The organism is Pseudomonas shirazensis, assembly GCF_050496565.1.
Taxonomy (GTDB): Bacteria; Pseudomonadota; Gammaproteobacteria; order Pseudomonadales; family Pseudomonadaceae; genus Aquipseudomonas; species Aquipseudomonas shirazensis_A.
Map to the genome: position 1 here is coordinate 61805 of NZ_JBNWAE010000019.1, position 16532 is coordinate 78336.

General features: G+C 63.2%; 14 protein-coding genes and 2 pseudogenes. 5 read left to right on the forward strand and 11 right to left on the reverse strand.

Features of this window, described 5'->3' with window-relative positions; translation table 11 throughout:
* Window positions 1-170: 170 nt before the first annotated feature.
* A complete protein-coding gene (gene nadC, locus ACQZ2L_RS22085) occupies window positions 171-1019 on the forward strand; it encodes a carboxylating nicotinate-nucleotide diphosphorylase (protein ID WP_430327862.1) in 849 nt (282 codons plus the stop codon).
* A gap of 68 nt (window positions 1020-1087) precedes the next feature.
* Here nadC and trxB read toward each other — a convergent pair whose 3' ends face one another.
* Window positions 1088-2050, reverse strand: coding sequence for a thioredoxin-disulfide reductase (trxB, locus tag ACQZ2L_RS22090; protein ID WP_101316581.1), 963 nt, complete (start codon window positions 2048-2050; stop codon window positions 1088-1090).
* A 329-nt stretch (window positions 2051-2379) separates the two neighbouring features.
* Here trxB and cysZ point away from each other — a divergent pair, with 329 nt between their 5' ends.
* Window positions 2380-3132 (forward strand): sulfate transporter CysZ, encoded by a 753-nt coding sequence (gene cysZ, locus ACQZ2L_RS22095; RefSeq protein WP_430327863.1) that lies wholly within the window; start codon window positions 2380-2382, stop codon window positions 3130-3132.
* A gap of 282 nt (window positions 3133-3414) precedes the next feature.
* Here the strand turns inward: cysZ and ACQZ2L_RS22100 are convergent, their stop codons facing one another.
* The 3 genes and pseudogenes from ACQZ2L_RS22100 to ACQZ2L_RS22110 form a co-directional block, all read right to left on the reverse strand.
* Complete coding sequence (locus ACQZ2L_RS22100; protein WP_430327885.1) at window positions 3415-3846, reverse strand: methyl-accepting chemotaxis protein; 432 nt, start codon at window positions 3844-3846, stop codon at window positions 3415-3417.
* 156 nt (window positions 3847-4002) lie between these two features.
* A pseudogene (locus tag ACQZ2L_RS22105) lies at window positions 4003-4488 on the reverse strand (PAS domain-containing protein); the annotation flags it as partial.
* Entirely contained in the window at window positions 4485-4730 is a 246-nt protein-coding gene (locus ACQZ2L_RS22110; RefSeq protein ID WP_430327864.1) for a hypothetical protein, read from the reverse strand. The pseudogene ACQZ2L_RS22105 and the gene ACQZ2L_RS22110, both read right to left, overlap by 4 nt.
* A gap of 176 nt (window positions 4731-4906) precedes the next feature.
* Here ACQZ2L_RS22110 and ACQZ2L_RS22115 point away from each other — a divergent pair, with 176 nt between their 5' ends.
* Window positions 4907-6145 carry a glycosyltransferase family 4 protein gene (locus tag ACQZ2L_RS22115; RefSeq protein WP_430327865.1) on the forward strand — a complete coding sequence of 413 codons (1239 nt, stop codon included), beginning with the start codon at window positions 4907-4909 and terminating at the stop codon, window positions 6143-6145.
* Here the strand turns inward: ACQZ2L_RS22115 and ACQZ2L_RS22120 are convergent.
* The gene (locus ACQZ2L_RS22120; RefSeq protein ID WP_430327866.1) at window positions 6142-6624 is read right to left on the reverse strand and encodes a glutathione peroxidase; all 483 of its coding nucleotides are present in this window, start codon (window positions 6622-6624) and stop codon (window positions 6142-6144) included. The two genes, ACQZ2L_RS22115 and ACQZ2L_RS22120, sit on opposite strands and share 4 nt — an antisense overlap.
* A 145-nt stretch (window positions 6625-6769) precedes the next feature.
* Window positions 6770-7255 carry an FKBP-type peptidyl-prolyl cis-trans isomerase gene (locus ACQZ2L_RS22125; protein WP_101316570.1) on the reverse strand — a complete coding sequence of 162 codons (486 nt, stop codon included), beginning with the start codon at window positions 7253-7255 and terminating at the stop codon, window positions 6770-6772.
* Between ACQZ2L_RS22125 and ACQZ2L_RS22130 the strand changes: the two are divergent.
* Both ACQZ2L_RS22130 and pta read left to right on the forward strand, forming a co-directional pair.
* Window positions 7224-7539: pseudogene (locus ACQZ2L_RS22130) on the forward strand (DUF3565 domain-containing protein). The gene ACQZ2L_RS22125 and the pseudogene ACQZ2L_RS22130 sit on opposite strands and share 32 nt — an antisense overlap.
* A gap of 50 nt (window positions 7540-7589) precedes the next feature.
* Window positions 7590-9677: a phosphate acetyltransferase gene (pta, locus tag ACQZ2L_RS22135; RefSeq protein ID WP_207072754.1), complete on the forward strand. Its 2088-nt coding sequence runs from the start codon at window positions 7590-7592 to the stop codon at window positions 9675-9677.
* Between the two features lie 151 nt (window positions 9678-9828).
* Here the strand turns inward: pta and ACQZ2L_RS22140 are convergent, their stop codons facing one another.
* The 5 genes from ACQZ2L_RS22140 to ACQZ2L_RS22160 form a co-directional block, all read right to left on the reverse strand.
* On the reverse strand, window positions 9829-10512 hold the full coding sequence (locus ACQZ2L_RS22140) for an OmpA family protein (protein WP_178080745.1): 684 nt from the start codon (window positions 10510-10512) through the stop codon (window positions 9829-9831).
* Between the two features lie 93 nt (window positions 10513-10605).
* Window positions 10606-11250 carry an MBL fold metallo-hydrolase gene (locus tag ACQZ2L_RS22145; protein ID WP_430327886.1) on the reverse strand — a complete coding sequence of 215 codons (645 nt, stop codon included), beginning with the start codon at window positions 11248-11250 and terminating at the stop codon, window positions 10606-10608.
* A 44-nt stretch (window positions 11251-11294) separates the two neighbouring features.
* A complete protein-coding gene (locus ACQZ2L_RS22150) occupies window positions 11295-11987 on the reverse strand; it encodes a sensor histidine kinase (RefSeq protein WP_150573622.1) in 693 nt (230 codons plus the stop codon).
* Window positions 11984-13591 (reverse strand): tetratricopeptide repeat protein, encoded by a 1608-nt coding sequence (locus tag ACQZ2L_RS22155; protein ID WP_430327887.1) that lies wholly within the window; start codon window positions 13589-13591, stop codon window positions 11984-11986. Before ACQZ2L_RS22155 ends, ACQZ2L_RS22150 begins: the two co-directional genes overlap by 4 nt.
* Window positions 13592-13710: 119 nt before the next feature.
* A complete protein-coding gene (locus ACQZ2L_RS22160) occupies window positions 13711-16428 on the reverse strand; it encodes a LuxR C-terminal-related transcriptional regulator (protein ID WP_430327867.1) in 2718 nt (905 codons plus the stop codon).
* Window positions 16429-16532: the final 104 nt, after the last annotated feature.

Sequence of the window (16532 nt, forward strand, 5' to 3'; positions counted from 1 at the left end):
TATTATCGACAAAAAGTATTGCAGCTGCCAGCACGTAGTGCATGTCCTGGTAAAAAGACTGCAAATCAGACGAAATGCTCCCCTGTCCCGACCAAAGGTCATCAGCGGCATGACTGTACACACCGCCCCCCTGCCCTATAATCGCCGGCATCTAGCTTGTGGAGCCGACCATGCCGAACCTACGCCTCGCTGACCTGACTGCCGAAATCGAAGCCAACGTGCGCCGCGCGCTGCTCGAGGACGTTGGCAGTGGCGATATCACCGCACAACTGATCCCGGCCGAGCGTCTGGCCAAGGCCACCATCATCACCCGCGAAGACTGCGTGGTGGCCGGCAGTGCCTGGGTCGATGCGGTGTTTCGCCAGCTCGACCCGCGGGTCGCGGTGCACTGGCAAGTGGTCGATGGCGACCTGGCCAAGGCCAACCAGCCGCTGTTTCATCTGGAAGGCCCAGCCCGCTCGCTGCTGACCGGCGAACGCTCGGCGCTGAACTTCCTCCAGCTGCTGTCAGGCGTGGCCACCCGGGCGCGTTTTTTGGCAGATCTGGTCGAAGGCACCCAGGTGCGCCTGCTCGATACCCGCAAGACTTTGCCGGGCCTGCGCCTGGCGCAGAAGTACGCAGTGACCTGCGGTGGTTGCCACAACCACCGCATCGGCCTGTATGACGCCTTCCTGATCAAGGAAAACCACATCGCCGCCAGCGGTGGCGTGGCCGAAGCAGTCGCTGCGGCGCACCGCATCGCGCCGGGCAAGCCGGTGGAGATCGAAGTGGAGAGTCTGGATGAACTGCGCCAGGCGCTGGCGGCAGGGGCCGATATCGTCATGCTCGACGAGCTGAGCCTGGATGAAATGCGCGAAGCGGTGCGGATCAATGCCGGCAAGACCAAGCTCGAGGCCAGCGGCGGCGTCAACGAAAGCACCCTGCGGGTGATCGCCGAGACCGGGGTCGACTACATCTCGATCGGCGCAATGACCAAGGACGTCAAAGCAGTCGATTTGTCGATGCGCTTGAGCCTGTAAACGCAACACGGGGCAATGGGCGCCGGTTGCGAACCGTGCCCATTGCCCCGCGTTTTGACGCTGGCGGCTTAGAACGAAGCGTTGGCCAGGCCGTCCAGGTAACGCTCGACGTCCAGTGCAGCCATGCAGCCAGCACCTGCCGAGGTGATCGCCTGACGGTAGACGTGGTCGGCCACGTCGCCAGCGGCGAACACGCCTTCCACGTTGGTTGCAGTGGCATTGCCTTCGCGGCTGCCGCTGACTACCAGGTAGCCGTCCTTCAAGGTCAGCTGACCTTCGAACAGCGATGTGTTCGGGGTGTGGCCGATCGCGATGAACACGCCGTCAACGGTGATCTCGTCGCTGCTGCCGTCGTTGTTCTTCAGGCGCGCACCGGTCACACCCATGTTGTCGCCCAGCACTTCGTCGAGGGTGGCGTTGAGCTTGAGCTCGATCTTGCCTTCGGCAACCCGCGCGTTGAGCTTGTCGACCAGGATCTTCTCGGCGCGGAAGGTTTCGCGGCGATGCACCAGGGTCACCTTGCTGGCGATGTTGGCCAGGTACAGTGCCTCTTCAACCGCAGTATTGCCACCACCGACCACCGCTACCGGCTTGTTGCGGTAGAAGAAGCCGTCGCAGGTCGCGCAGGCAGACACGCCCTTGCCCATGAACGCTTCTTCCGACGGCAGGCCCAGGTAACGGGCACTGGCGCCGGTGGCGACGATCAGCGCGTCGCAGGTGTAGGTGCCGCTGTCGCCTTGCAGGGTGAACGGCTTGTTGGCCAGATCAACTGCATTGATATGGTCGAAGACGATTTCGGTTTCGAAGCGCTCGGCGTGCTCTTGCATACGCTGCATCAGGGCCGGCCCGGTCAGGCCATGGGGGTCGCCCGGCCAGTTGTCGACTTCGGTGGTGGTGGTCAGCTGGCCGCCGGCCTGCATGCCGGTGATCAGCAGCGGCTTGAGGTTGGCACGCGCAGCGTAGACCGCAGCGCTGTAGCCGGCAGGGCCGGAACCGAGAATGATCACCCGCGAATGACGTACTTCAGACATGTCGAACTCCTGTCGAGCGGGCCGCACGGGGTCGGCTGCAAAGCGCCGGCGGCGGCTGGAAATAAAATGGACCCACGCAGCACTTGGGGAAGGCTAAAACGCGCAAATCCGAAACCTTTAACGTTGAGCGCACTGTAGCGAGGTCGCAGAGATTAAGGAAATATCCTCAGACAATCCACCTTATAGACACGCTCTATCCACCAGCAAAATCGATAGAGAAGCCCCGCAAGCTTTTGTTACAGCCGGTTGCGCGCTGCTCGGCCGGCTTTCGTCACGCCAGCAAACTCGGTAAGGTCAGCGCGTTTGTTTACCTTCTGCGGAGCGTCTCCATGCAAGCCCCTGTTCTATCCGGCCCGCAATATCTGCGTGAAGGCCTCAAGCTGATCATGACCCCCGGCCTGCGCCTGTTCGTTCTGCTGCCGCTGGCGATCAACCTGCTGCTGTTCGGTGGCCTGGTGTACCTGGCCGCGCATCAGTTCAGCCTGTGGGTCGACACGCTGATGCCAACCCTGCCGGAGTGGCTGAGCTTTCTCACCTACATCATCTGGCCGCTGTTCGTGGCGCTGGTGGTGCTGATGGTGTTCTTCACCTTCACCCTGGTGGCCAATATCGTCGCGGCGCCGTTCAACGGCTTTCTGGCAGAAAAGGTCGAAGTGGTGGTACGCGGCCAGGACACCTTCCCGCCGTTCAGCTGGGGCGAGCTTATCGCCATGGTGCCACGTACCTTTGGCCGCGAAATGCGCAAGCTGGGCTACTTTTTGCCACGCGCACTGGCACTGTTCATTCTCTCGTTCATCCCGGTGGTGAACGTCATCGCCGCGCCACTGTGGCTGATCTTCGGCGTGTGGATGATGGCCATCCAGTACATCGACTACCCGGCCGACAACAACAAGATGAGCTGGCAGGACATGCTCGCCTGGCTGCGCCAGAAGCGCTGGCAGAGCATGGGCTTTGGCGGCATCACCTACCTGGCGCTGATGATCCCGTTCGTCAACATCGTGATGATGCCGGCAGCGGTGGCCGGGGCGACGTTGTTCTGGGTGCGCGAGCGCGGAGCGGAGGCGTTGGTGGTGAAGGGCTAACCCTCAGCATCAAGGGCCCGGCGCGAGTAGCCCGGGACACTGGCAAGCTCCGGATAGCCGGGGCCGCTACGCGACCCTTTCCGACCGGTCCGGCGCCCCGGCAAGGCCGCTCCTACATGGACCGCGCAACAGCGGCATGCGCGCACTATTGTAGGAGCGGCCTTGTGTCGCGAAAAGGGTCGCGTAGCGGCCCCAGCAATCTCAATCCGACCCCATATCAAGCCGGCCACCTCAATCTCGCTCTACGCCAGAAGCCGGAAGGCAGACATTGCACCCAACGAATCAAACGCTCAACTGGCTGGAGAACTGCCCCACCACTTCCACCACGCGCTTGGCGCCATCCTGAATCTCGGTGATCACCGCGCCAGTCTCGCCGGCCAGGCTCAGGCCCTGCTCGGCCTGGCGCTTGCTTGTGTCGATGATCGCCACAGCAGCCAGCGCCAACTGCTCGTTCTGCTGCACGACCCGAGCAATCTCTTCGGTGGCGGTGCTGGTACGCGAGGCAAGCTGGCGTACTTCATCGGCGACCACCGCAAAGCCTCTGCCCTGCTCACCGGCGCGGGCCGCTTCGATGGCGGCGTTGAGCGCCAGCAGGTTGGTCTGCCCGGCAATGTCACTGATGGTCTTGATGATCGAGCCAATCACCCGCGACTGGGTATCCAGCGCCTGGATACCTTCGGCAGCCTGCTGCATCGAGGCTTCCAGGCCGCGCATCACGCTGACGGTCTGAGTCACCACTTCATTGGCCTTGCAGGCGCTGGCATCGGTGCCTAGCGAGGTGCTGTAGGCGATGTCGGCAGCCTGGGCGACTGCCTGCTCCTGGTTGACCTGGTCGGTGATCACCGTGGCAAACTTGACCACTTTGTAGAGCACATCGTGGGCGTCGATGATCGGGTTGTAGGACGCTTCCAGCCACACCACGCGGCCATTGGCATCTACCCGCTTGAAGCGGTCAGCGACAAATTCGCCACGGCGCAGTTTGTCCCAGAACACTTGATAAGCGGCGGAGTTGGCTTCTTCTGGTTCGCAGAACTGGCGGTGATGCTTGCCTTTGATCTGTTCCAGGCGGTAGCCCATGGTCTGCAGGAAGCGCTCATTGGCGGTCAGCACCTGGCCATCGAGGCTGAATTCGATGACAGCCGTGGAGCGCATCAGTGCATTGATCAGGCTCTCATGCTCACGCGAACTGGCGATGGTCCGGGTCAGGTCGCTGGAGTGCAGGGTAAAGTACTTGATGCGGCCCTCGACATCGCGCACTGGCTGCAGGATCGAGCGCAACCACGCCTCTTCGCCATTGCCACGGAGCAGGCGGAAAGCACCATTGAGGTGGGCGCCGGTGCTGATGGCGGCTTTCATGCGCTCATAGAAATCGAGTTTCTTGACGTGCGCCGGGACAATCTCTTCAGGCTGCGGCCGAGCAACTGATCGGCTCGATAGACCATTTCACGTTCGAAGTTGGCGTTGACCGATTCGATGCGCCCCTGGGGGTCGAGCTGCAGCACCAGCATTTCGCTGTCGAGGCTGTCCTTGACCTGCTCCATGGACATCAAGTCCTCGCGCAGTTGCTGGTTTTCTTTCTTGAGCTTGCTGTTGAACATTACCGCACTCCTGGAGCGCACCGGCCATCCGAATGCATCTGCATCGGCTGATATATGAACGTTCTTGAGCGGCCTGCGCGGAAATATTCAGCGCACTAAGCATTGCGAAACCAGCCGTCACTTGCCGGTCATAAAGTGGTCATGGGAACGCAATCGGGCAGGCGGAGACTTCTGTCATGAACACGCCAAGCCTGCGCATCACCCTCGTCAGCGAGACATTTGCCCCTGAAGTCAATGGCGTGGCCAATACCCTCGGCCGGTTGAGTGACGGTCTGCGCGAGCGCGGCCACAGCGTTGAGCTGGTGCGCCCGCGCCAGGCCCACGATCCCCTGCGCCTGGACGATGCGGACCTGCTGCTGTGCAAAGGCTGGCCGCTACCGGGTTACCCCGGCCTGCAATGGGGCGGCATTTCCCTGCACAAGTTGCTGCGGCGCTGGCGCAGGCAGCGGCCGGATGTAATCTATCTTGCCACCGAGGGCCCGTTGGGGCTGAGTGCGCTGCGCGCCGCACGCCGTTTGAAGATTGCCGTGGTCAGCGGCTTTCACACCAATTTCCCGCAGTATGCAAGTCAGTACGGGCTTGGCCTGCTGGCCCGGCTGCTCACTCACTACCTGCGCTGGTTCCACCGGCGCAGCGCGGTAACGTTGGTACCAAGCATCAGCCAACGGGTGGATCTCGAACGACGCGGTTTTACCCAACTGGCCTTGCTCGCACGCGGAGTCGATGCCTGCCTGTTCAATCCCGCCCGCCGCAGCCAGATGCTGCGTGAAGCATGGGGCTTGGCCGAGCAAGACCTGGCGATAATGTATGTCGGCCGGCTGGCTGCGGAAAAAAACCTGAACCTGCTCAAGCCGTGCCTGCTCGCCCTCCAGCAGCGTTATCCACAACGGCGCCTGCGCCTGATCATGGTCGGCGACGGCCCACAGCGGGTCAGCCTTGAGCAGCAGCTGCCAGACGCGCTGTTCTGCGGCGCGCAGCGTGGCCAAGACCTCGCCGAGCACTACGCCAGCGGCGATGTGTTCCTGTTCCCAAGCTTGACCGAGACGTTTGGCAACGTCGTCCTCGAGGCCATGGCCTCAGGCCTGGCTGTGGTTGCCTATGACCAAGCCGCAGCGGCTCAGCACGTGCGTCATGGGCACAGCGGAGCCGTGGCGATGCCCGGGGATCAGATCGGGTTCATCGATGCAGCGTGCTGGTTACTGGAGGAAAGCGAGACCCTGCGCCGGGTTCGCCTGAATGCACGACAGCACGCCAGCCGACAAGGTTGGCCAGCTATCGTCGAGCAGTTCGAAGGGTATTTAGGCGATGCCTGGCAGCAGGCCTGCGACGCAACCAGCGCCAGGCCGCCGCTGCCGTTGCCGTTGCCAGCGCTGGGCCGGTTAGCCAGCCCCGGCCGCTCGCAACAGCGCCGTTAAGCCAAGGCTTTTTCGATTGCCTGCACCAGTGCAGGATCATCCGGTGCAGTGCGCGGGGCGAAGCGAGCCAGCACGCGGCCGTCCTTGCCCACCAGGAACTTTTCGAAATTCCAGCTGATATCGCCCGGATACTCGGCACCCTCGCCCGCCAGCAGCCGATACAGCGAGTGGCGCTGAGGACCATTGACTTCAAGCTTGCTACTCAGTGGAAAACTCACCCCGTAATTGAGGCTGCAGAATTCCTGAATTTCACGCTCGCTGCCCGGCTCCTGCGCGGCGAACTGGTTGCATGGCAACCCGAGCACGCTGAACCCCTCGGCCTTGTACTGCTGGTGCAGCTTTTCAAGCGAGGCGTACTGCGGGGTGAGGCCACACTTGGAGGCCACATTGACCACCAGCACCACCTGGCCCTTGAACGGCGCAAGGGGTAGGTCCTCGCCGTCCAACGCATGCAACGTCAGCTCGTGAAATGCACTCATGATCACTCCCCCTTCCTGCGTTCTGATTGTCGCTGGGGCAAACGGCGCCCACTAAAAAGGCGCGCGGGCCAACCGTCAACCCTCCCATGGAGGGCAAGTACGGCTTGCCCGAGCGCCTGGCGACTGTCTGAGCTTAGCGCAGATATCAGTGCTGATGGCCGCCTTCGCCATGGACGTGGCCATGGGCAACTTCTTCTTCGCTGGCATCACGAACCGCAACGACCTTGACCTGGAAGGTCAGGCGCTGACCGGCCAGTGGGTGGTTGCCGTCGACAGTCACGTCGTCGCCGTCCAGATCACGGATGGTAACGATCTGCATCTGGCCATCCGGCGCCGAAGCGTGGAACTGCATGCCCACTTCGAGCACATCGACACCTTCGAACATGCTGCGGTTGAGGGTGCTGACCAGCTCGGCCAGGTATTCGCCGTAGGCGTCTTCCGGCTCGATGGTGACGTTCAGTTCTTCGCCGACATCTTTACCTTCCAGGGCTTTTTCCAGGCCTGGGATGATGTTGCCGGAACCGTGCAGGTAAACCAGCGGCGCGCCGCCAGAGGAGCTGTCAATCACCTCCCCGGCGTCGTTGGTCAGGGTATAGTCGATGGAGACGGCCTTGTTGGCGGCGATCGGCATGGGGGCGAGACCTTTTGCAAAAGAATGTAGAGCGGACAAGTGTAACCAACGCATCGCCCGATTGCGAACGCGCTGCAGGCGATGCTCGCCCCGTCAGTCGGGTCAGCGGTTTTCATCAGGATGAACAAGGCCATTGGGTGGTCGAGCTGACGTGCGGGCATACCCAGCACCTGCGCCATCAACCGCCCTGGCAAGCGCGGCCCTGGGTGCTCGACGCCGCCGAGCGCGAACAGCGCATCGGCCAGACATTCGCGTGTGGATGGTGCGCACAAGTCGCCGATTAGCGATACCCTTGGCGATTGGTTCTTTGCACCGCTTATTTCGAGAAGCACGCATGCAGACATTTTTCATCGCACCGACTGACTTTGGTGTCGGCCTGACCTCCATCAGCCTCGGCCTGGTCCGCGCGCTCGAGCGCGGCGGCCTCAAGGTTGGCTTCTTCAAGCCCATCGCCCAGCCCCATCCGGGTGACACCGGCCCGGAGCGCTCGACCGAGCTGATGGCGCGCACCCACGGCCTGAAGCCGCCGACGCCGCTGAGCCTGGGCCAGGTCGAGCGGATGCTCGGCGACGGTCAGCTCGACGAACTGCTCGAAGAAATCATTCGCCTTTACCAACAGGCCTGCGTCGGCAAGGACGTGGTGGTGGTCGAGGGCATGGTGCCGACCCGGCATGCCAGCTACGCCGCGCGGGTCAACCTGCACCTAGCGAAAAGCCTGGATGCTGAGGTGATTCTGGTGTCGGCGCCGGAAAACGAAGTACTCAGCGAGCTGTCCGGCCGCGTCGAGCTGCAGGCGCAGTTGTTTGGTGGCCCGCGTGATCCGAAGGTACTCGGGGTGATCCTCAACAAGGTCCGCACCGAAGAGAGCATGAGCGAGTTTGCCAGCCGCCTGCGTGAGCATTCGCCGCTGCTGCGCGGCAATGACTTCCGCCTGCTCGGCTGCATCCCCTACCAACCCGAGCTGAACGCACCACGCACCCGCGATGTGGCCGATCTGCTCGGCGCTCAGGTAGTGAACGCCGGTGACTATGAGCAACGGCGGATGAACACCATCATCATCTGCGCCCGCACTGTGGCCAACACAGTGCCGCTGCTCAAGCCCGGCACCCTGGTGGTGACCCCGGGCGATCGCGACGACATCATCCTCGCGGTGAGTCTGGCGGCGATCAATGGCGTACCGCTGGCAGGCCTGCTGCTGACCAGTGACAGCAAGCCTGACCCGCGCATTCTCGAACTGTGCCGTGGTGCACTGCAAGCCGGCCTGCCGATCCTGTCGGTGAGCACCGGCTCCTACGACACCGCCAACCGGCTCAACTCGCTCAACCGCGAGATCCCGGTCGACGACCGTGAGCGCGCTGAATTCATCACCGACTTTGTCGCTGGCCAGCTCGATGCGGCCTGGCTGCACCAGCGCTGCGGCACGCCGCGTGAGTTGCGCCTGTCGCCGGCGGTGTTCCGTTATCAGCTGATCCAGCGCGCCCAGCAGGCCAACAAGCGCATCGTCCTGCCAGAAGGCGCTGAGCCGCTGCTGGTGCAGGCCGCCGCTATTTGCCAAGCGCGCGGGATTGCCCGCTGCGTGCTGCTGGCCAAGCCCGAAGAAGTACAGGCAGTCGCGCGCGCCCAGGGCATTACCCTGCCGCCCGATCTAGAAATTCTCGACCCTGATTTGATCCGCGGGCGTTACGTCGAGCCGATGGTCGACCTGCGCAAGAGCAAGAACCTCAATGCGCCGATGGCCGAACAGCAGCTGGAAGACCCGGTGGTGATCGGCACCATGATGCTGGCGCTGGATGAAGTCGACGGCCTGGTTTCAGGCCTGGTGCATTCGACCGCCAACACCATTCGCCCTGCCCTGCAGCTGATCAAGACCGCACCCGGCAGCAGCCTGGTGTCGTCGGTGTTCTTCATGCTGTTTCCGGAGCAGGTGCTGGTGTATGGCGACTGCGTGATGAACCCGCACCCGAGCGCCGCCGAACTGGCCGAGATCGCCCAGCAGAGCGCACAGTCAGCCGAGGCCTTCGGCATTGCGCCGCGGGTTGCGATGATCAGCTATTCGAGTGATTCGGCCAGTGATGAGGAAGTCGACAAGGTGCGTGAGGCAACGCGTCTGGCGCAGCAGGCAGAACAGCGTCTGGTGATCGATGGGCCGTTGCAGTATGACGCTGCGGCCAACCCGGAGATCGCCCGCCAACTAGCGCCGCAAAGCCCGGTGGCTGGGCGCGCGACGGTGTTCGTGTTCCCCGACCTGAATACCGGCAACACCACCCACAAAGCGGTGCAGCGCAGCACTGACGGGGTCAGCCTGGGGCCGATGCTGCAGGGTTTGCGTAAACCGGTGAACGACCTGCCGCGCGGGGCGCAGGTGGATGACATTGTGCATACCATTGCGCTGACGGCGATTCAGGCCAGCAGGAATATTTGAGATTGCTGGGGCTGCTTTGCAGCCCAATCGCGACACAAGGCCGCTCCTACAAGGGACCGCGCAAGCAGGCAATACGCGGTCGGTGTAGGAGCGGCCTTGTGTCGCGATTGGGCCGCAACGCGGCCCCCAGCAATCTCAACCCCGCCGCAGATCACTGCTGATACTGCTGCCCAGGAATCGGCTTCAGGTTGACTTCAACCCGGCGATTCTGCGCACGCCCGTTGGCATCGGCGTTGCTGGCAATCGGCTGATCCGGGCCAAGGCCACGTACCGACACCCGCGAAGCATCCACGCCCTGCGAGGTCAGGTAGGTGCTGACCGCCTGCGCGCGACGCTGCGACAGGTCCATGTTGTGCTGGCGGCTACCAGTGCTGTCGGTAAAGCCGACCACTTCAATGGTGTTCTGGTTGAACTGCTTGAACGAGCCCGCCAGGTTGTTCAGCGGGGTGTAGAAGCTAGGCGAGATGTTCGCCGAATCGGTGGCAAAGGTGATGTTGCCAGGCATGATCAGCTTGATCTGGTCACCTTCACGCTGCACTTCGACGCCGGTGTTGGCCATGCTTTCGCGCAGCGCAGCTTCCTGCTTGTCGGCGTAGTAACCATAACCTGCAGCGGCAGCACCCACCGCAGCCGCGCCGATCAGCGCGCCCTTGCCGCGATTGTTGTGGTCGATCGCAGCGCCGGCTACAGCACCGGCCAGAGCACCCAGGCCGCCGTACTTGGCAGTCTTGCTCATGCCGCCAGAACCCTGGCCTTGGTTGTCATAAGGGTTCTGGCCAGCACAACCAGCCATCAGGGCAGCGGCAGTAGCGACGATAATCAGGCGACGCATCATGGAAAGCTCCTACAGAAATTCAAGTGTGCAGTAATCGTACGTTGACCCATGCCGGGTTTGGATCATTGCCGGGCTGAATAATTCCATGAATATTCAAGCGCGTACGAAAGGGTTCTCGCGCATCTCATCGCCCAGGCGTGTGTCTGGGCCGTGCCCGGCCACCACCACGGCGTCCTCATCCAGCCGGTACAAACGGTCCTTGATCGAACGAACGATAGCGCGCTGGTCGCCACCCCACAAATCGGTGCGGCCAATCCCCCGGCGGAACAAGGTGTCGCCGGCAATCAGCAGCTTGGCATCGGCAAACCAGAAGCTCATCGAGCCCGGGCTATGCCCAGGCGTGTGCAGGGCCACGCCACAGCCGCAGGCCAGCTCCTCTTCATCGGCCAGCCAGCGATCCGGTGGCGGTGCAGGCGTGTACGGCACGCCGAACATCTGGCACTGCATCTCCAGGTTGTCCCACAGCGGCTGGTCGTCCTTGTGCAGGTGCAAGGTCGCGCCAGTTAGCTCCTTGAGCCGGCCAGAGGCGAGAAAGTGATCAAGGTGGGCATGGGTGTGAATGATGCTGACCAGCGTCAGGCCGTGGGCCTGCAGGCGGGCGACGATCTTCTCCGGGTCACCGCCTGGATCGACGACGATGGCTTTCTTGCTAAGCGGATCACCGATCAGGGTGCAGTTGCACTGCAACGGCCCGACCGGGAAGGTTTCGCGGATAAGGCTTGGGGCGGCGCTGGTCATGGCGGTTCTGCTCAGCTGAAGAATGCTGAGCATGATACCTCGACTCAGGGCAGATAGAGCCTGAACAAACCGCCACCGAGGGCGCCACCATTGCTGATTTCGATGCGGCCGGTAACGCCATTGCGCTCATGCAAGGCGGCAATCCGTGCCGCGAAGTACAGGCCAAGGCCGGTGCTGCCGGTGCTGGCGTCGAGGCCCTGAATGTAATCCTGCTGGCGCTCGAGCATGCGCTCGGGGTAACCCGGACCGTCGTCGTTGACGCTGATGATCAGCTGCTCGCCGTCTTCTTCAATGCCGATCAGCAAGGCGTGGCCGGCGTAGCGAATGGCGTTGGTGAGCACGTTGGAGATCACCGAAGCCACCAGCTCGCGGTCGAAGAAGCCCAGCGGGCTGGCGCTTTCGATACGCCAGGTGGCGAGGATATCGCGGTGCTTGAGGATCTCCTGATGCGCCGCCAGCTGGGCCTCGATGAAGTCCTCCAGCTCGTGGTAGCCAGGGCAGATCGGCAGCTGATTGACGCCCAGCTTGTACAGCCCGAGCATCTGCACCAGCATGCCGTTAAGGTGGCCGAACTCGTGCTCGATGACGCCCTGCTCGGTGCCTTGCCGCTGCGCTTCGGGCAGCCGCGCCAGCCATTGGTTATGCGCCTGGATCAACGCTGACAGCGAGTTCTTCATGTCGTGGACAGTGGAGGCGATCACTGTCGAAAAATCCAGCCCCGGGTTTTCCTGGTTCATGCGCCAAACACCCGCATATGCAGTTTTCGATAACGCTCGTAGCGGCTGTCGCTGGCAGGGATGCCGGCCACGCTTTGCAGGCAGCTGCGACACTCCAGCATGTATTCGGGCGAAGGCGACTCGCCGGCGATACGCAACAGGGCCTGAGCCGTGTTCAGGGCGATACTGATGTTTTTTGGTTGCAGCGACAGCGCTCGGCGGAACATGCCCAAGGCCTCGTCGAGCTGGCCGGCTTGATAGCAGCGCACCCCCTGGCGGTTGAGATCGACCGCTTCAGTCACGGCGCCCAGCACCGATGGGTCGTCGGTCATCTTGGCCACGCTCTGCATGACCTTGGGGTCATCGCCGTAGGTTTCCACGCAGCCCTTGAGGATGCCGGTGCCGGCTGCTTCCTGGCCCAGTTGCTGGAGCTGTTTGGCCACGGTCAGGGCGGCGTCGACCGAGAAGAACTGGTCCATGGTGTCCAGCCGCTGCATGGCCTGCTCGGTCAACTTGGCGGCGGTTTCAGGGTCGCCGGCCTGTTGCAGGCTGGCCGCCTTCATCAACCGGGCACGCACTTGCAGGCCCTGGTCCTCGCCGTTCTCCTTGGCCACCTCGCTTAGCACAGTGTTGATCTCGACCCGGGTGCGTGCGTCGAGGCCAAAACCTGCGTTCTTGCTCATCAGCGCCTGAGCCAGGCCGAGGTTGGTTTCGGCATCCTTGTAGCGCGAGCTCTGACCTTGGCTGACAGCATGGCGGAAGGCCTTGGAGGCGCTTTCGAAATCGTCGTTGCCCATCGCCAGCTTGCCCAGCGCGGCCTGCCGACGTACCGCCAGCGGCGACAGGCGCACGGCCTCCTCGAGCATGTGCTGAGCACGCTTGGTGTCGCCCTGGGCGACCAGTACATCGGCCATGCCGTCATACAGCCCGGGCATGATCGGGAAGGCTTTCAGCGCCTGCTCGTACACACCCTTGGCCTGGTCATTCTGGCCGCGTTTGTGCAACACGCTGCCGAGCATCGAGTAGACCCACGGCTGCGGCCGGCTGGCGAGGATCGACGAGAGAAACTTCTCCAGCTCTTCGAAGCGGCCGAGAGCGCGCAGGGCATCGGCGCGGTAGCGTAGGCACAGCGGGGCAAACCGCGGGTCCTGCTTGCACAGGGCAGCACAGGCGGCCATCACTTCGGCCGGGCGACCGCGATCAAGTGCCTGCAGAATCGGCTTGAGCAGGGTTTTGCGCTGCAGCAGTTTTTCCAGGCGCTGAGCCAGACCGACGCGGTTGAACGGCTTGGTCAGGTAGGCATCCGGCTCGTGCTCGAGGGTGCTGAGAACGATGGCCTGGCTGCTCTCGGCGGTGACCATGAGGAACCCGCACTCGTGGCTGATCAACTTGTCGAGGATCAGGTCCTCGAGTACCTGCTGACCGTTCTTCTTGCCATCGCCCAGGTGAAAGTCCTGCAGGATGAAGTCGTAGCGTTTCTGCGCGCACATGCGCAGCGCCTGTTCGCCGCTGTCGGCGGTGTCCACATCGCGCGCGCCCAGCTCGCGGAGCATGGAGCGGGCCGAAGTGCGAAAGTCGGTGAAGTCATCGACGATCAGAAAGCTTTTTTGCCCGTACTGCAGCATCAACACGACCTGTCATGGCAGAAGATGGAAAATGACCCGAGGCGATGCGTGTCGCCGACCTGTTTATCGGCAGCAGGTAGAGAAAGCTGAGGGCGAATTCGCAGGCAGTGGCGCACTGCTCAGGGCAGCAGGCCCAGCGCCTTGGCCTTGGCTACCGCCTGGGTGCGGCGCTCCACGCCAAGCTTGCTGTTGATGTGGCTGGCGTGGGTCTTGACGGTGTGCAGCGAGATGAACAAGCGCTCACTGATCTGCTGGTTCGAGCAGCCCTGAGCGATCAACTCAAGTACCGCCAATTCGCGCCCGCTCAAGGCTTCGCCGGTGCCACTGGCAACCACTTGCGGCTGCGGCAGGCGCGCCAGCAGGTCGAGCTGGACGCTGCAGGCGGGGCGCGTCGACAGCTGCTCGCGCAGCCACAGCGGCTGTTCTTCCAGCAACCGTTGAAACGCTTGCAAGGCCCCACCCTGGGCGGCCAGTAACGTTTGCGGCAACAAGCTGGCAGCGGACTGCTCGCGGCCCTCGGCCAGATGCAGGCCAATCAGCTGGCACAAGGCGCTGGCCGCCAGCAGCTGACCGCCACTGGCCTGGCCGCGCTCGACCAGCTTCTGCAGGCGCTCGACAGCCTGCGCCGAACGGCCCTGGACGCGCTCCAGCAGCGCCTGTTGCAGTTCGATGTGCAATGGCAGTAACGGGTGAAACTCCGGTGCAGCAGCGGGCTGCTCGCCGCCATAGGTCTGACCGAGCCGCAGCAGCCACGACTCGGCCAGGTCGGTACGGCCCTGGGCCAGCCACAGCTCGCACTTCACCAGGGTGATCATCGCCAGGTAGAAGATCGGCGGTACGTCCCAGATATGCATCAAACGCTCGGCTTCGGCCAGTTCGGCGAAGGCTTCGGCATACTGCCCTTCGCGGCCGTCCAGCGAGGCAATCACGCAGTGCCCGATCAACACGCTGATATCGCGACAGGCGCGCGCCTCACTGAGGCCCGCCCGCAAGCGCGCGCGGCCCTGAGCCGGTTGCAGGTGCGCCGCGAGCAAATGGCCCTCGTACAAGGTCAGCCTGGCGCGCACCGCATACAGCCGCTGCGCTGACAGATCCTGCAGGCGCAACAAGCCCTGACGGACCTCATCCAGCGCCCGGCGGATTTCACCACGGGCATGCAGCACTCGCGCCCGATCGTAATGGGCGAGTGCCTCGAACAAAGGGTTGCCGACCCGCTGGGCCAACTCCAGCGCTTCGCGGTTCCAGCCACGCGCGCGCCAGAAGTCGGCGTCGGCAATGGCCAGATTTGACAGCGTCGACAGGCACACCAGGCGCTGGCCGTAGCGTTTGTATGGCAGGCTCTGCAGCGCTTCGCTGCAATAGCTAAGGGTGCGTTCACGGTCGCCGCGGCCGCGAGCGATCACGCCACTGAGCGCCAGCCACTGCGCCAGCATCGAGCGCTGGGCGGTGGCCGAGGGCGCCGGCAAAAACCGGCTGAGGTGCGCCGCCAGTTCTTCTGCAGCATCCAACTGGCAGGCCAGGCCCAACGCCCAGCTGTACAGCACGATCAAACGCGGCGTGCTGATCAACAGGCTGTCGGGCAGGTCCATCTTCCAGCGCAGGAGCATGCCGACGTTTTGCTCGGCCAGCAGTTGCTCCTCGGACAGGCTCTGCACCAGGTCCGCCGCCACATCCAGATGGCCGGCGCGCAGGGCTTGCTCGACCGCTTCGTCAAGCAGGCCTTGGGCCTGAAACCAGCGGCAGGCGCGCAGGTGCAGGTCAGCCAGCGGCGCGCTGTGCTGGCGGCTGCGCAGCAGGTCAGAGAACAGATGATGGTAGCGATACCAATGGCCGTGTTCATCCAGCGGCACCAGAAACACCTGATGCGCTTGCAGGTAGCGCAGGATGCCGGCGCTGTCCTGACGTGCGCGCAGGGCGTCGCACAGTTCGGCGCAGAAGCGTTCCTGGCAGGCGGTTTCGTACAAAAACGCCTGCACGTCGGCCGGCAGGATATCAATCACTTCCTCGAGCAGGTAGTCACGGATCAGCCCTTCGCCGCCATGCAAGGCCTGCGGCAAGGCATGTTCGTCGCCCGACTCGCTGGCTGCCAGCTGCCAGAAGCGCAGCCCAGCCACCCAGCCATCGCTGCGCTGGATCAGGTTGTCCAGCGCCTGCCCGCGCAAGCCGGTGGGCTGGCGGCCGAGCACCGCCAGCGCTTCGTCGGCAGTAAGGCGCAGGTCCTGCTCGTTGAGTTCGCTGAGTTGGCGCGACAGGCGCAGACGAGCCAGGTGCCAATCTGGGCGCTGGCGGCTGGTAACCATCAGCACCAGACCGTTTGGCAGGTGATTGAGGAAGAACTGCAAACACCGGTCGAGCACCGGCCCCTGCGCCAGATGGTAGTCATCAAGCACCAGCAGGATCGGGCTGTCGCTTTGCAGGTACAGGCCCAGCTCGTCGAGCAGGCCGTCGAGCCATTCTTCGAAGGCGAACGGTTGATGACGCTGGCGCATCTTCAACAGGCCCATGGCCTGCCCGCCCAAGGCCGGGCAGTACTGCTGCAAACCCTCAAGCAGGCGCTCGAGGAAGCGCCCAGGGTCGGCATCCCTTTGGCTCAACCCCAGCCACAGGCTGCGCCAGTGATCAGGCAGGGACTCGCAGAACTCGATCGCCAGTGAGCTTTTGCCAAAGCCGGCTGGCGCGTTGATCAGCAACAGCCTGCCGGACAGCCCCGCATGCAGACGCTGGCACAAGCGCCCACGGGGCACGTGGCCATCGGGCAACGGTGGCCGGAAAAAACGCCCGTCCAGCAGGCCCAGGGCCTGGCTGGTGTATCCATGCGTACGGGACAGATCAGTCATGGCCGGCTCATTATGAGGGTGACATCAGCACAGCAGATTGTTGCGAGACTAGCGGGTATCGAAGCCTATTTGAAGATGATGGGTGTGTTTATCCGGTAAAAGAC

Excerpts from the sequence above, each read along its gene's own strand:
- ACQZ2L_RS22125 (WP_101316570.1), bottom strand. The coding sequence starts at position 7,255 with ATGCCGATCGCCGCCAACAAGGCCGTCTCCATCGACTATACCCTGACC.
- ACQZ2L_RS22150 (WP_150573622.1), bottom strand. The coding sequence starts at position 11,987 with ATGAACCAGGAAAACCCGGGGCTGGATTTTTCGACAGTGATCGCCTCC.
- nadC (WP_430327862.1), top strand. The coding sequence starts at position 171 with ATGCCGAACCTACGCCTCGCTGACCTGACTGCCGAAATCGAAGCCAAC.
- trxB (WP_101316581.1), bottom strand. The coding sequence starts at position 2,050 with ATGTCTGAAGTACGTCATTCGCGGGTGATCATTCTCGGTTCCGGCCCT.
- ACQZ2L_RS22100 (WP_430327885.1), bottom strand. The coding sequence starts at position 3,846 with ATGCGCGGCCTGGAAGCCTCGATGCAGCAGGCTGCCGAAGGTATCCAG.
- ACQZ2L_RS22155 (WP_430327887.1), bottom strand. The coding sequence starts at position 13,591 with ATGCTGCAGTACGGGCAAAAAAGCTTTCTGATCGTCGATGACTTCACC.
- ACQZ2L_RS22115 (WP_430327865.1), top strand. The coding sequence starts at position 4,907 with ATGAACACGCCAAGCCTGCGCATCACCCTCGTCAGCGAGACATTTGCC.
- ACQZ2L_RS22145 (WP_430327886.1), bottom strand. The coding sequence starts at position 11,250 with ATGACCAGCGCCGCCCCAAGCCTTATCCGCGAAACCTTCCCGGTCGGG.
- ACQZ2L_RS22110 (WP_430327864.1), bottom strand. The coding sequence starts at position 4,730 with ATGTTCAACAGCAAGCTCAAGAAAGAAAACCAGCAACTGCGCGAGGAC.
- ACQZ2L_RS22160 (WP_430327867.1), bottom strand. The coding sequence starts at position 16,428 with ATGACTGATCTGTCCCGTACGCATGGATACACCAGCCAGGCCCTGGGC.
- pta (WP_207072754.1), top strand. The coding sequence starts at position 7,590 with ATGCAGACATTTTTCATCGCACCGACTGACTTTGGTGTCGGCCTGACC.
- cysZ (WP_430327863.1), top strand. The coding sequence starts at position 2,380 with ATGCAAGCCCCTGTTCTATCCGGCCCGCAATATCTGCGTGAAGGCCTC.
- ACQZ2L_RS22140 (WP_178080745.1), bottom strand. The coding sequence starts at position 10,512 with ATGATGCGTCGCCTGATTATCGTCGCTACTGCCGCTGCCCTGATGGCT.
- ACQZ2L_RS22120 (WP_430327866.1), bottom strand. The coding sequence starts at position 6,624 with ATGAGTGCATTTCACGAGCTGACGTTGCATGCGTTGGACGGCGAGGAC.